Annotated in this window: 10 protein-coding genes and 20 tRNA genes; 1 reads left to right on the top strand and 29 read right to left on the bottom strand. The window is 38.3% G+C overall.

The annotated features are described in order from the left end of the window. Positions 1-395 precede the first annotated feature (395 nt). The 3 genes from EKM93_RS13165 to EKM93_RS13155 all read right to left on the bottom strand — a co-directional run bounded on the left by EKM93_RS13165 (position 396) and on the right by EKM93_RS13155 (position 3,498). Complete coding sequence (locus EKM93_RS13165) at positions 396-851, bottom strand: Fur family transcriptional regulator (protein WP_125715984.1); 456 nt, start codon at positions 849-851, stop codon at positions 396-398. Between the two features lie 160 nt (positions 852-1,011). Continuing rightward, positions 1,012-3,072 (bottom strand): LTA synthase family protein, encoded by a 2,061-nt coding sequence (locus EKM93_RS13160; RefSeq protein ID WP_125715983.1) that lies wholly within the window; start codon positions 3,070-3,072, stop codon positions 1,012-1,014. A gap of 195 nt (positions 3,073-3,267) precedes the next feature. Beyond that, positions 3,268-3,498, bottom strand: a complete 231-nt coding sequence (locus EKM93_RS13155; RefSeq protein WP_125715982.1) for a YkuJ family protein — start codon at positions 3,496-3,498, stop codon at positions 3,268-3,270. 126 nt (positions 3,499-3,624) lie between these two features. Between EKM93_RS13155 and EKM93_RS13150 the strand changes: the two genes are divergently transcribed. Then, positions 3,625-4,800, top strand: coding sequence for a pyridoxal phosphate-dependent aminotransferase (locus tag EKM93_RS13150; RefSeq protein WP_125715981.1), 1,176 nt, complete (start codon positions 3,625-3,627; stop codon positions 4,798-4,800). Positions 4,801-4,856: 56 nt separating this feature from the next. Here the strand turns inward: EKM93_RS13150 and EKM93_RS13145 are convergent, their stop codons facing one another. The 26 genes from EKM93_RS13145 to EKM93_RS13020 all read right to left on the bottom strand — a co-directional run bounded on the left by EKM93_RS13145 (position 4,857) and on the right by EKM93_RS13020 (position 12,513). Further along, positions 4,857-5,906, bottom strand: coding sequence for a lysylphosphatidylglycerol synthase transmembrane domain-containing protein (locus EKM93_RS13145; protein ID WP_125715980.1), 1,050 nt, complete (start codon positions 5,904-5,906; stop codon positions 4,857-4,859). Between the two features lie 8 nt (positions 5,907-5,914). Beyond that, positions 5,915-6,970: a glycosyltransferase family 4 protein gene (locus EKM93_RS13140; protein ID WP_125715979.1), complete on the bottom strand. Its 1,056-nt coding sequence runs from the start codon at positions 6,968-6,970 to the stop codon at positions 5,915-5,917. Next, the gene (locus EKM93_RS13135) at positions 6,967-8,163 is read right to left on the bottom strand and encodes a glycosyltransferase family 4 protein (protein ID WP_125715978.1); all 1,197 of its coding nucleotides are present in this window, start codon (positions 8,161-8,163) and stop codon (positions 6,967-6,969) included. The genes EKM93_RS13140 and EKM93_RS13135 overlap by 4 nt, the downstream gene beginning before the upstream one ends. A 145-nt stretch (positions 8,164-8,308) precedes the next feature. Next, entirely contained in the window at positions 8,309-8,683 is a 375-nt protein-coding gene (locus EKM93_RS13130; protein WP_125715977.1) for a hypothetical protein, read from the bottom strand. 23 nt (positions 8,684-8,706) lie between these two features. Continuing rightward, entirely contained in the window at positions 8,707-9,396 is a 690-nt protein-coding gene (locus EKM93_RS13125) for a hypothetical protein (RefSeq protein ID WP_125715976.1), read from the bottom strand. Positions 9,397-9,687: 291 nt separating this feature from the next. After that, on the bottom strand, positions 9,688-10,017 hold the full coding sequence (locus EKM93_RS13120; RefSeq protein ID WP_125715975.1) for a hypothetical protein: 330 nt from the start codon (positions 10,015-10,017) through the stop codon (positions 9,688-9,690). Between the two features lie 740 nt (positions 10,018-10,757). Then, positions 10,758-10,841: transfer RNA gene (locus EKM93_RS13115), tRNA-Leu, on the bottom strand. A 25-nt stretch (positions 10,842-10,866) separates the two neighbouring features. Then, positions 10,867-10,937 (bottom strand) — tRNA-Cys (locus EKM93_RS13110). A gap of 36 nt (positions 10,938-10,973) precedes the next feature. Beyond that, positions 10,974-11,045 (bottom strand) — tRNA-Gln (locus tag EKM93_RS13105). A gap of 12 nt (positions 11,046-11,057) precedes the next feature. After that, a tRNA-His gene (locus EKM93_RS13100) sits at positions 11,058-11,130 on the bottom strand. 14 nt (positions 11,131-11,144) lie between these two features. Then, positions 11,145-11,215, bottom strand: a tRNA-Trp gene (locus tag EKM93_RS13095). 9 nt (positions 11,216-11,224) lie between these two features. Then, a tRNA-Tyr gene (locus tag EKM93_RS13090) sits at positions 11,225-11,305 on the bottom strand. Positions 11,306-11,309: 4 nt separating this feature from the next. Further along, positions 11,310-11,382: transfer RNA gene (locus EKM93_RS13085), tRNA-Phe, on the bottom strand. Between the two features lie 6 nt (positions 11,383-11,388). Then, a tRNA-Asp gene (locus tag EKM93_RS13080) sits at positions 11,389-11,461 on the bottom strand. Positions 11,462-11,465: 4 nt separating this feature from the next. After that, positions 11,466-11,539, bottom strand: a tRNA-Met gene (locus EKM93_RS13075). Positions 11,540-11,549: 10 nt separating this feature from the next. Further along, a tRNA-Ser gene (locus EKM93_RS13070) sits at positions 11,550-11,639 on the bottom strand. A 24-nt stretch (positions 11,640-11,663) separates the two neighbouring features. Beyond that, positions 11,664-11,735, bottom strand: a tRNA-Glu gene (locus EKM93_RS13065). Positions 11,736-11,742: 7 nt separating this feature from the next. Next, a tRNA-Ser gene (locus tag EKM93_RS13060) sits at positions 11,743-11,830 on the bottom strand. Between the two features lie 4 nt (positions 11,831-11,834). Then, a tRNA-Ile gene (locus tag EKM93_RS13055) sits at positions 11,835-11,909 on the bottom strand. 21 nt (positions 11,910-11,930) lie between these two features. Further along, positions 11,931-12,001: transfer RNA gene (locus tag EKM93_RS13050), tRNA-Gly, on the bottom strand. Between the two features lie 15 nt (positions 12,002-12,016). Continuing rightward, positions 12,017-12,089 (bottom strand) — tRNA-Phe (locus EKM93_RS13045). Positions 12,090-12,092: 3 nt separating this feature from the next. Then, positions 12,093-12,165: transfer RNA gene (locus EKM93_RS13040), tRNA-Asp, on the bottom strand. Between the two features lie 2 nt (positions 12,166-12,167). Beyond that, positions 12,168-12,241 (bottom strand) — tRNA-Met (locus tag EKM93_RS13035). A gap of 21 nt (positions 12,242-12,262) precedes the next feature. Next, positions 12,263-12,336: transfer RNA gene (locus EKM93_RS13030), tRNA-Ile, on the bottom strand. 7 nt (positions 12,337-12,343) lie between these two features. Next, positions 12,344-12,417: transfer RNA gene (locus EKM93_RS13025), tRNA-Met, on the bottom strand. Positions 12,418-12,439: 22 nt separating this feature from the next. Further along, positions 12,440-12,513 (bottom strand) — tRNA-Pro (locus EKM93_RS13020). Positions 12,514-12,515: the final 2 nt, after the last annotated feature.

Below are 12,515 nucleotides of genomic sequence, written 5' to 3'. Positions count from 1 at the left end.
CAGGATCAAACTCTCAAATAAAGTTTGTGACTCATTTTTTGTTTGCTAGCGAATTGACTTCGCAAATGTTACTTTTGTTAGGTTCCTAAGAACCTAGCCTGCACATTTGATAAAATCGAAACTTTGTTCAGTTTTCAAAGACCTACGTCATAAAACAACTTTTATATTATATCATGCTGATTCTTAACTGTCAAGATAAAAAATTCATTTAATTGAATATTTATTCGCTTGATGCTAAGTAACAGCAACTTTATAATCATAACAGATCCAAATCTGTAAGTCAACACTTTTTTAAAAGTATTCATAATTCATAACGTTGTGCGCTTAACTAAAACTCAATCACGCGCATGAATAATAATACCAAAAATCAAAATAGTCGTCAATAGTATTTATCATTATTTTGAAATTTTTTCTGACGCCGCTAATTCAGCCTGACATTGTGGGCATAATCCGTACACTTCTAAACGATGTCCGCTGACATGAAACCCCGTTAGATTCTCAGCAACCGTATCTACCTGATCAAAGTCCGGGAAGAAGACATCAACGATTCGACCACATCTTTGACAAACGGCATGATAGTGTTTTGTCTCCGCAAAATCAAACCTTGAGGAGTTATCACCATAAGACATTTCTTCAATAACACCTAAACGTGTTAACAAACGCAAATTATTATAAACAGTCGCCACACTGATTTTTGGAAATTTTGCTGCCAAGTCTTGATAAATATCATCAGCAGTTGGATGCCCATTACTTTGAACAAGGTACTGCAGGACAGCTTCTCGTTGAGGTGTGATGCGAACGCCATTATCTCTAAGCTTATTTAAGGATTCTTCAATAGCTTCACGATTCATAATATACACCGTCCTTTTTTATAGTTATTACAATTAATATATATCCTTCGCCATTATTTATCAAGTAAATAATTTGAGAAATCTAAATGCTTTGAATTTGTTTTGTTGTAATCAAAAAGGCCTGCTTACTTTCTAATGTAAGACAAGCCTTTTTAATTACCTATTTACTTAATTCTGGTGCGTCTGTTTTATAGAGATCTGTGGTTGTTTTATCACCATTTTCACTATAGATAGAGTTTTCTCCCTGGTTCTTCTTAAGTTTTTTTAATGCGGTTGACTTCTTGTAAGAATAATCTGATTTATTTACTGTATCAAAACCATTAGGCGTATAGAAACGAAGCAGATCACCGGTTATGACACTATCAGATAAGGATAGTTCTGTCGCCACATGGTTGGTCATATCCTCTAATGTCTGTTTTACAGTCGCATTTGGTTTTTTGATCTCTTTACCAGTACTTGTATCGTAATAAGTGTTCCCCACCTTCGTATAGGTCGGTGACACAAAATCGCCATTTCTAAAAGCTACCGTCTGATTTTTTTCTGGTGACAATATATCTTGTCCGAATTGAATCGTATCATCGTTTTTAACACCTAACAAATTCAACAGCGTTGGCAAGACGTCAATTTCACCGGAATAGGTATGGTTAACGCCGCCTTTTAGCCCTGGCATATGAATCATTAAAGGCACACGCTGGAATTGCGCATCGTCAAAATTATTAAACGTTTCCTTACCTAGTAATTTGGCAACAGCTTTTTTATGATTCCCAGAAATACCATAGTGATCCCCATAAAATACAACCATTGTATTTTTAGCTAAGCCACTATCTTCTAACCAGGTCATAAATTCACCAACGGCCTGATCCAAATATTTGGCTGTCTGTACATAACCATCAACTGTACTATCTCCAGTGTCCGTTTTAGCAATAGACTGATTCTGTTTATCCAACAGATATGGGTAGTGATTCGTAACAGTAATTAGTTTTGCATAGAATGGTTGCGGCAATTTTTCTAAATATTGTGCTGAATCTTTCAGGAATATTTTATCTTTTAGGCCATAGCCAATACTATAAGACGATTTCTGCTGATAGTAAGAGGAACTGAAGAAATAGTCATAGCCCCAAGATTTATACGTATTATCTCGATTCCAGAAACTTGGCACATCCCCATGGAATGACGCGGTCGTATAACCATTTTGATCTAAAATTGCAGGTGCCGCTTGGAATGTATTGGTCGTCCCATACTGTACCATTGCCGGCCCTTCTGCTAAACCAAACAATGAGTTTTCTAACATCATTTCTGCATCGGCTGTTTTACCAGTTCCGACTTGATTAAAGAAATTATCAAAGCTCAAGGTATCCTCTGCATGATAGAGTTTATTTAGATTAGGTGTTACCTCTTGTCCATCCCATTTAAAGTCAATCAAGAATTGTTGAAAACTCTCTAAATGGAAGATGATGACATTTTTATCTTTAGCAACGCCGGTATATTCCGTATTTACAGGGACTTTATTTTCTTTAATATAGTTTTCAATCGATCGCAAATCACTGGCATTCGCATTTTTCTTAGCAGCATTGGATGTTGCCGTTTTAACACCGTCATAAACAGTATAAGTATTTAGCCCCAAGTACTTCACAATGTAGTTGTTATCAAATGTCCGTGTTAATAAGCCTGGCCGATCGGATTGTGCAAAAGCTAGATTAAATCCAAATAACATAATCGAAATACCGGTAACGGTAAACGCATAACGTTTCTTAATCGGCCTTATATCCATTCGAATCAACTTAAATGCTAATAGTAAAATCAAAATAGCCACATCAAGAAAGACTAGAAAATCCGTTGGTTCCATAATACCCAGTACACTTTTACCTAAGTTATTAGAAACTGCACTAGAACCCTTAATTAAGTTAATACTTAAAAAATCAGAGAATTCTCGGTAGTATAAAACATTGGCATACAGCCAAAACGAGGTTATAAAATCAATAACTAACATAAAAATGTATGATTTGCGCCCCGCTAAGTATAGGGCAATCCCAAATAGCAAGATTGCTGTTGGAATTGGATTAACCATCAGCAGAAATTCTTGAACTGAGCCCTTTGCGCCCAAATTAAACTTATTTAAATAAGTCCACCAAGTCTTTAACCAAAAAAGTACAATGGCTAAAACAAAGAATCCCATCCGGGTGTTTAAAACACGACGAATTTTTTGGCCAACTTTCTTCATAATTAATAGAGCCTCCGAAAAATATTTTTATTTTAAACTAAGAAAGATCAAATAACCGATACATTAGCCAATTTTACCTGGAGGTTGTGAATTTTCTATGAATAACCTCCCAAAAAAATAAGGTGGCAAGACTAATGCATGCCACCTCCTTTACACTATTGATTATAAATAATCATTTGATCTATAAAGCTGTACTTATTCACCTAGCAAATCAAAAATTTCAATGGCTGTTAGATCAATACTATCAAAATCGAAAGTTTGATGTGTTTTTGTTTCTTCTAACGTGTAAATATTCGCTTTAGGATCAAAAGTAACTAAGCCTTTTTCGACGCCATTGGTCTCAAAGCGCCTAGTTTGGACTTCGCCATCTGATTCTTGCATAGCTTCCAAGCGCTTAATAATAGCGACTAATTGTGACTTTTCCATTAAAAGGCCTCCTTAAAATAACTAACTAGAAGTTTACCAAAAAAAAGACGTTTGCGCAGTAATTTTTTTAAATTTATTTCCAATTTAATAGTATTCTGTTAATATTAGAATATGAGGTGAATTCTTATGAAAAATGAGAGAAATATTAATGAACAAGTAACAAAGATTGCTGTGTCTGGTATTCGTCAGTTTGACGAAGAAGTGAGTCAAATCCCGGATATTTTGAAATTAACCTTGGGTGAACCTGATTTTAACACCCCTGAGCACGTAAAAGACGCTGCTATCACTGCTATTCAGGAAAACTATAGCCACTATACCGGAATGGCCGGGTTATTGGAACTGCGGCAAGCAGCCAGTAAATATTTTGCTAAGCACTATCAGTTAAATTATAATGCTGAAGATGAAATTCTAGTAACTGTCGGGGCAACTGAAGCTATCGCCAGTGCCATTACAACTGTAACAAACGTTGGTGACGCTGTTTTAGTCCCAACACCAATCTTCCCAGCTTATTTACCATTGATCACATTAAATCATGCAACGCCAATTTTTATCAATACTGAAGCTAATGATTTTGTATTGACGCCAGAGATGATTCAAGAAGCTATCGATACACATCCAGATGCAAATATTACGGCAATTATCTTGAATTATCCCTCTAATCCAACTGGTGTTACATATAATGAAGCAGAACTGCGGGCAATGGCCACCGTTTTGAAGGCCAATAATTTATGGATTATCAGTGATGAAATTTACAGTGCCCTATCCTTTGATCAGCCGCACTTTTCAATTGCTAATTTGCTGCGAGACCAAACAATCTTAGTTAATGGTCTTTCTAAATCCCATGCAATGACCGGCTGGCGTATTGGTTTTTTGATGGCACCAAAGAAAATTACAGCTGAATTGAAGAAAGTACATCAATATTATGTCACCGCTGCAACAACAATTTCTCAAAAAGCGGGCATTGAAGCTTTAAACAACGGTGATGACGATACTGAATATATGAAACAAGAATACATTAAGCGCCGAAACTTCTGCTTAACTGAATTAAAAGCAATGAACTATCAAGTTGCCCGGCCAAACGGCGCCTTTTATCTTTTCATTAAGCTGCCAGACTGGTTCCACGGTACAGCAATTGAATTCACACGACAATTGGCCCACGAAAATAAACTCGCTTTAATTTCTGGCGAAGGCTTTGGCCCCGGTGGTGAACGTTACTTCCGTTTAAGCTACGCAGCTAGCCTTGAAAGCTTAAAAAAAGCCATGGCACGCTTAAAAGCATTCACGCAAGCTCACGAACAATAAAAAAGACAGTCTTTGTTCAGACTGTCCAATAGTTTCTTTTATGCAGAGTAGTCTCGCTACTCTGTTTTTTTGTGGGTATTTATTTTAATAGCCGCAATAGGGGGTTTTTTGGCAGGAATAGTCAATGCAATTAAGCCTAAGAGCATCCCTAAATAATACGTGATTAGCCGCCACAACAGCATCCCGACAACTAAATTCCCTTGCGTTGTTAAAAACACTGCAAAGAGCGTCTTAAAACTGTATTCTGCCCCACCAGTTCCACCAGGCACCGGAAAAATTGACGTAATCATAACAATCATCACATGCATTGCCATGACACTTAAAGGATTAATGTGCGTTTCCCCCAATGCTAAAAGCACAAATACAGGAATCGAATAATAAAGTAACAGCTGTAACAACGTTAATCCTGAAGCAATGATTACTTTTTTCTTCTCACGTTTCAGATGTAAACTTTCTGCATAAAAGGTATCGATCTTAGCATCCATTGTGACCTTGAATTTTTCAACTTTCGCCGGCTTTGCAAACCAGCTAAAGGGTACAGCAAACCACTGAACCAACCTTTTCGTAAATTTATAACGATACATAACTAATAACAAACCAATAATTACAAAAACATGCAATGCAAAACCAGCAACAACCAGTAATGCAATCCCTTTAAATTGACTGGCAATATGACGAAAGCCAAAAAGCATCGTTAGTACAAAATTAATTAGTACCATCATTTGATAAATAATAAATTTCATCAGTAAAACGGAGCTAGCCTGTCCTGCTTCAACGCCGGATTGCATCATTGCAATTAATTGTGCTGGCTGTCCCCCGGAAGAAAATGGCGTGATATTGTTAAATAATTGTTCCACCATAGGAATTCGAACCGCATTACGATACGGAAAATAAGCCACTCGGCCCTTCAAAAAAACCTGTACTGTCTTTGATTCAATAAGTAATGACGTGATCATTACTAAGACCGCAACAACAAGCCAACCAACCTTTAACGATTGAAAACTATTGATCAGCGTCGTAAATGGAATTTTTCGAGCTTCCCACCAAAAAATTAGGCCACCTATCAGTAACATGATAACTAAAATAAATTTATTTTTACGTGTCATGATATCTCCTAATTTTTCAATAAATCATCCACTATTTTAGAGGATTTGTGCTGGGCTTGTTTCTCATAAAAATCTTCCCAAATTTCAGCAAGATGCCCTTCCGAAAATTTATCCGCCGCCTGTTTTGATAGCGTAGACAGTTGTGCTAATTTAGCAGGATCCGCTTTTAATGCTAAAATCTGCGCCTCTAATTCGTCTACGTCATGGCCTTGGGCATAATAGCCCGCAATAATTGCTTCATATAACGGCAAGTCCCGTAATAACACCGGCTTCTCACAACTAAAGGCTTCTAAAACTGACATTGGAAATAGTTCATCATAAGATGGCAATAAAAATAGATCACTCATATTATAATAATCCACGAGTTTTTTACGATCGACAATGCCCGGAAAAATTAAATTTTCTGGTGGATTATCAATGGCCTTTTTATATTTTTCATATCCATCCGTAATTTTACCGAATGAAAAACCACCGGCCCAGACAAAAGTAATTTCTGGATGACGCATTGCTAAAGTTATAAAGTCATCCACACCTTTGCGCTTTTGTACTTGACCATCTCCAAATACAACAAATTTTTCAGCAGCAATTCCCAGAGTCTGCCGTGTTGCTAATTTTTCAGTTTCAGACTGCGGATGAAATTCCGAACGCGAGACAAAATTAGGAATATAAGCCACTTTTTCCCTAGGAATACCGTAAGCTACTAATTTATCAATAAAAATTGGATTCACAACAACGATCTGATCCATTCGTTTATAAAAAGCAATGACATACTTATTAAAAATTTTTTGAAATGGTTTAGGCAATTTTAAGCTGCCTTCTAAGGTTTCCGGCAAGAAATGTACGTAGCCAATTTTTTGACCTCGCTTTTTTTGAAAAGTTGACAAAAAAAATTGAGGATCAATCGTATGATAGTGACTAATATCAGCTTTACCATAACGATTAATTGTGACCTCAAATTTTTTTGACTCATACTTTTTTAACAATGCCATTAATTCTAAATAAGCACTACCGACACCTTGGCCAGCAACCTTATCCGCTGAAGAAAACATATTTATATGAATCATTTTAAGAACTCCTTATCTGAATCCGAAATTGCATCTGGCTCGTCTTCTGAGTCAACATAGTTCATTTGGGTCCACTGATAGAAATTTAAAATACGCTCTCCAAAACCATCCGCGGAGATCTCATAAAGTTTTCTTTGCCGTGTTTGATAGTCATTAAATGCTGCTGGATGCAACAAATATTGCACTGCTTCGCTGACCATTTCATCCACAGTCGTGAAAGTCGCACCGACGGATGGATCGTCAAATAACCGATTTACATAAGGTTCAGCATACACAACACACTTGATACCTGCTGCCAAAGCTTCATCAAAAGTTAAACCTTGCGTTTCAGAGTCACTAGCTGAAATAAACAAATCTGCCGCATGATAAAAGTTACCAACACGATCATGATCAATTTCACCGGCAAAAGCAACATAGTCTTGTAAATTTAACTTTTCAACCAAAGTTTCCAAGTCTTCTTTAGCCGGACCGTCTCCAACAATTAATAAGAAAGCATCCGGACAGTGTTCGATAATCTGTGGCATCGCCTTAATCACAATATCTAATCTTTTTTCTTGCCCCAGCCGACTTAACGACAACATTAAATGCCGAGAACCAATATTATAAATTTCACGGATATTCTCAGTTACGGGATGTTCAAAGCGCTTTAAATCAATCCCTGTTGGAATCACTCGAATGGGTGTTTTTATCTCATAACGTTGTAAAGTCTGTAAAACACGATCGCTAGGCGCTACTACCGCTGAATAATGTGTTAAAAACAAACGTGTAAATTGTTTGACATGCGTTGCCCGTAATAATTTACCATTAAAAACATAATGTAAATAGTCCTCATACATCGTGTGGTAAGTATGAATGCAGGGAATCTTCAAATTTTTCGCTACAAATTTACCAATCATCCCCATGGAAAATTCGGTTTGCGTATGTACAATGTCTAAATCCAGCTCTTTAGCAACTTCCAAAGCTTGAAATAGGCCTCGTATTGCAATTCGCCGTTCTGTAAAAGAGACAAAAGGTACACTGGCAAAACGGAACACATTTGGTTCCGCATCATCTTTAGCAACCTTTGGATCCGTTGTTGTAAAAATATAAACAGAATGTCCCTTTTCTTCCAGCGTATCTTTTAGTGTCTTAATCGAAGTGGCTACCCCGCTGATTTGTGGAAAATAAGTATCTGTGAATAAACCAATATTCATCTATTTTCCCTCCTTCGCTTAAGCGTACTTGTTTAATTATAAAGTCAATCCATCAATTATGCAATTTGCTCACTTGTTGATGTCAATAGAACTGATTATACCAATATAACTATTAAAAGAAATGTGTCGGAAGTCCCATTTTTGATCACCGTCGACCTTTACGAATTGTTTTTTGTCGATTCTTACGCCGACCTTGATCTACATGATATTTTGTCCGCTGACCACTCGTCATTTTAAAGCCCTGCATTTTACCTGTAAATGGTTTTCCTAATAGTTTGGCTTGTAACCATTGGTCCATAACATCAGCCATTGCCAGTGCTTTTTTTTGCCTATCTGGATAGCCCTCTTCAACAGCCTCACTGGCAACATTCGTCCGCAAATAATAAACCAATTTTCGATGATACTGCATCAATGCATCCGTTAAAGGCGCATCTTTGTACTTATTAAATAAACCTTCCACATAGCGCATGGCATCCTTAGTGTTTTTAGGTTGATAATACCTTGAATCTGAATCTGTCATTACTTAACCCATCCTTAATCTTACTAAATATAAATATTCACATCTGCCTTAGCATAACTTTGCCGCTGATGTGCACCTTGATTATAAAAGGTCCCATTAATGTGGTCCGAAATACGAACAGAAAAAGTCTCCGTGTTACTTACATCATAGTTTACCAACAAATCATTAAGATGATTCAAATCATACTGTTTCCCAAAAACAATTGTAAATGCATCCGCCTGTTCTAAAGGTAAATATAAATACGTACTTAAACTACGCTGACTGTAACGCGTTTTTACCACATCAAAACCTGAATGGCGAATTTTATCCCGAATCATTAGGATTTCACCAATCTTATCTTGTAATTGCCCTAATTTTTTAATTGTCTGCTGCCAATCCGTATATAAATCGAAATAAGCATCACTAGGATAGTTTTGAAAATATTCATATAAAAAACTTGGTGTTAATTCAAATGAATAATCGGTTCGTAATTGATGGGCAATTAACTGTCGAATCTGCTGTTCATCTATATCCAACTTCTTTTGCAGACGTTGATATACCGGAAATCTAACAGCATTTTCTTTTGCTAACAAATTTTGCCGCTGCTCAGCAATCAGTGTCTCCAAAAAGTTCAGATCTGTAAAAGTAGCATGCTCGATATAACGTCTAAGTTCATCTGCTCTAAGAGAATCTGTCCCATTTGCTGCTCGATGATTACGTTTGCGTTTGCCCATTTTGTCTCGCTCCTTATTATACTTGCTCAACCAAGTAAAATTTAACGACACCTTTAACTTATTAAAAATTTGAATTTATGATAACAATTCATCATTATTAACAAGTTGCTAATCTTCATCTCTAATAGATTTACATAACATATTACGTTAACTTTTGTATCTTAATTTTAGCACAAAACACAGCGGCTTTTCACATAAAACACATGATCTACTACCCTTGTGCTAAAAAAAGGTGCTTAGAACAATTTCTATTCTAACAACACCTTTCCTACTTAATATTAAATTTTATTCTTAAAGCCAACCTTTAAAAACATGTTTGATGGCTTGTAATCCATTATCTACAGGTGAAGCTTCTCGGTATAAGGGATGCCCCGTAACCGCACTCAAAATTTCTATTTTAGTCAAACCTAACGCAAGCAGCGCTTGAATTGGCTTTTTTAGCTGCAGTAAAGTTGCCCCTTGTAATAATAAGGTAACTAGCTTACTAATTTCTTGTGATTTCACAGCTGCTTTTGAACTCTGACTAATCTCTTTAAGACCGCCTTTAACAAAACTCTTCCCGAGATCTAATGCAACCAGATTTAATGCAAACTTTAATTGGCGTAGTCTCTCATCCATCATAAGTTATACCTCCTGATTCTCGATGCTTCTATTATTACCCTTTTTAAAATTTTGTAAAGTACAAGACTTGTTAAGTATATTATAATTCTAAAAACAGTCGTTACCAAATTATAGCTTTAACTTGTACCTCATTTAGGTTCTCACAGGTCTAGGCAAAGCAAAAAGCAGTTTTGTAGCTTGCTAGGGACAAATTGGGGACAAAAATAGCACTCAACGTATTTGCTGGGTGCTACTGAGAAAATTCTTCTTTCATTTATTCTTTAAAGTTCTTAATCTTCTGTTGAATAGCCTTATCACTGTCAAACAGCGCCAAATATCGCTTTTTAAATTCCGTTATAGGTCGATCAAGACTGTCATCTACTACAAGATATTCAGTTTTATTTCTACCCATGTTCAAAACTACATGGAACGAACCATCGTGCCCTATAACAACACTTTATTCTATATCCTTGTTCAAATACATAGTTTTCAAATCGGTAAACGATGGCCGGCTACTTTCAGGATGATTGTGTATCAGAATTAACAATATTAACAATTGATGGCATCGCTAATCCTTGGCGCACATGGGATACAGCCATAATTGATGACAAATTACAGCCAAAAACACAATTTTTAGCACATTTGCCATCAATTTCTATTTTTCTAGTCTTTCCTAATCTTTTCCCAAAATAAAAAACGCTGATTTCTCAACGTTTCGAACGATTAGTACCTTCTAATATTTGCCTCAGAGGTATCTATGATACCGGTGATCGGGGTCGAACCGATATGTCCATAAGGACACTGGATTTTGAATCCAGCGCGTCTGCCTATTCCGCCACACCGGCATAATATTAAAATAAATTCGCCTAAAGGCGGTAACCGGATTTGAACCGGTGATGAAGGTTTTGCAGACCTCTGCCTTACCACTTGGCTATACCGCCATTAAAAAAATTCAAATCCTCCGATATAAATCGGAATTGGGTTAGCTGGATTCGAACCAGCGCATGATGGAGTCAAAGTCCATTGCCTTACCGCTTGGCTATAACCCAATAAAAAACAAGGGCGGTATGTGGGGATCGAACCCACGTGTGCCGGTGCCACAAACCGGTGTGTTAACCACTTCACCAATACCGCCATAAAAACAAAAGCAGGGATAGTAGGAATTGAACCCACACTGACGGTTTTGGAGACCGTAGTTCTACCTTTAAACTATATCCCTATAAAAATATGGAGGAGAGTGGATTCGAACCACCGAACCCGAAGGAGCGGATTTACAGTCCGCCGCGTTTAGCCTCTTCGCTACTCCTCCATTATGGCGCGGGACAGAATCGAACTGCCGACACATGGAGCTTCAATCCATTGCTCTACCGACTGAGCTACCGAGCCATAAAACGGTCCCAACCGGATTTGAACCGGTGATCTCCTGCGTGACAGGCAGGCGTGATAACCCCTACACCATGGGACCAAAATTGCGGGAGAAGGATTTGAACCTACGACCTTCGGGTTATGAGCCCGACGAGCTACCAGACTGCTCCATCCCGCGATAATAAAAAAGGAGGATGTGGGATTCGAACCCACGCGTGATTTTACTCACCTGACGGTTTTCAAGACCGTTCCCTTCAGCCGGACTTGGGTAATCCTCCATAAAATAAATATAAAAAAGTACATGACCCGTACGGGATTTGAACCCATGTTACCGCCGTGAAAGGGCGGTGTCTTAACCACTTGACCAACGGGCCGAACTAACGGAGAAGGAGGGATTTGAACCCTCGCGCCGCTTTCGCAACCTACACCCTTAGCAGGGGCGCCTCTTCAGCCACTTGAGTACTTCTCCAAAATGGGCCTAAATGGACTTGAACCATCGACCTCACGCTTATCAGGCGTGCGCTCTAAACCAGCTGAGCTATAGGCCCATTAATTATAACATAAAACAAAGCGGGTGACGAGAATCGGACTCGCGACAACAGCTTGGAAGGCTGTGGTTTTACCACTAAACTACACCCGCAAAACCCACTATTAATGGCGCGGGACAGAATCGAACTGCCGACACATGGAGCTTCAATCCATTGCTCTACCGACTGAGCTACCGAGCCATACGGTCCCAACCGGATTTGAACCGGTGATCTCCTGCGTGACAGGCAGGCGTGATAACCCCTACACCATGGGACCAATTGCGGGAGAAGGATTTGAACCTACGACCTTCGGGTTATGAGCCCGACGAGCTACCAGACTGCTCCATCCCGCGATAATAAAGAAATCGGTCCTATGGACCTTGTAGGACTCGAACCTACGACCGGACGGTTATGAGCCGTCTGCTCTAACCAACTGAGCTAAAGGTCCAAGTCTATAGCGGCGAAGGGGATCGAACCCCCGACCTCCCGGGTATGAACCGGACGCTCTAGCCAGCTGAGCTACACCGCCAAATAATTAAAAAATGTTGCAATCGGGAAGACAGGATTCGAACCTGCGACCCCCTGGTCCCAAACCAGGTGCTCTACCAAGCTGAGCTACTTCCCGAT

The sequence above is a fragment of the Agrilactobacillus yilanensis genome, from assembly GCF_003946725.1.
Lineage (GTDB): Bacteria > Bacillota > Bacilli > Lactobacillales > Lactobacillaceae > Agrilactobacillus > Agrilactobacillus yilanensis.
This window is presented reverse-complemented; position numbering and strand designations above follow the sequence as displayed.

Coding starts and splice junctions, on each gene's coding strand:
- EKM93_RS13165 (WP_125715984.1), bottom strand. CDS start 851: ATGAATCGTGAAGCTATTGAAGAATCCTTAAATAAGCTTAGAGATAAT.
- EKM93_RS13150 (WP_125715981.1), top strand. CDS start 3,625: ATGAAAAATGAGAGAAATATTAATGAACAAGTAACAAAGATTGCTGTG.
- EKM93_RS13135 (WP_125715978.1), bottom strand. CDS start 8,163: ATGAATATTGGTTTATTCACAGATACTTATTTTCCACAAATCAGCGGG.
- EKM93_RS13155 (WP_125715982.1), bottom strand. CDS start 3,498: ATGGAAAAGTCACAATTAGTCGCTATTATTAAGCGCTTGGAAGCTATG.
- EKM93_RS13120 (WP_125715975.1), bottom strand. CDS start 10,017: ATGATGGATGAGAGACTACGCCAATTAAAGTTTGCATTAAATCTGGTT.
- EKM93_RS13140 (WP_125715979.1), bottom strand. CDS start 6,970: ATGATTCATATAAATATGTTTTCTTCAGCGGATAAGGTTGCTGGCCAA.
- EKM93_RS13125 (WP_125715976.1), bottom strand. CDS start 9,396: ATGGGCAAACGCAAACGTAATCATCGAGCAGCAAATGGGACAGATTCT.
- EKM93_RS13160 (WP_125715983.1), bottom strand. CDS start 3,072: ATGAAGAAAGTTGGCCAAAAAATTCGTCGTGTTTTAAACACCCGGATG.
- EKM93_RS13145 (WP_125715980.1), bottom strand. CDS start 5,906: ATGACACGTAAAAATAAATTTATTTTAGTTATCATGTTACTGATAGGT.
- EKM93_RS13130 (WP_125715977.1), bottom strand. CDS start 8,683: ATGACAGATTCAGATTCAAGGTATTATCAACCTAAAAACACTAAGGAT.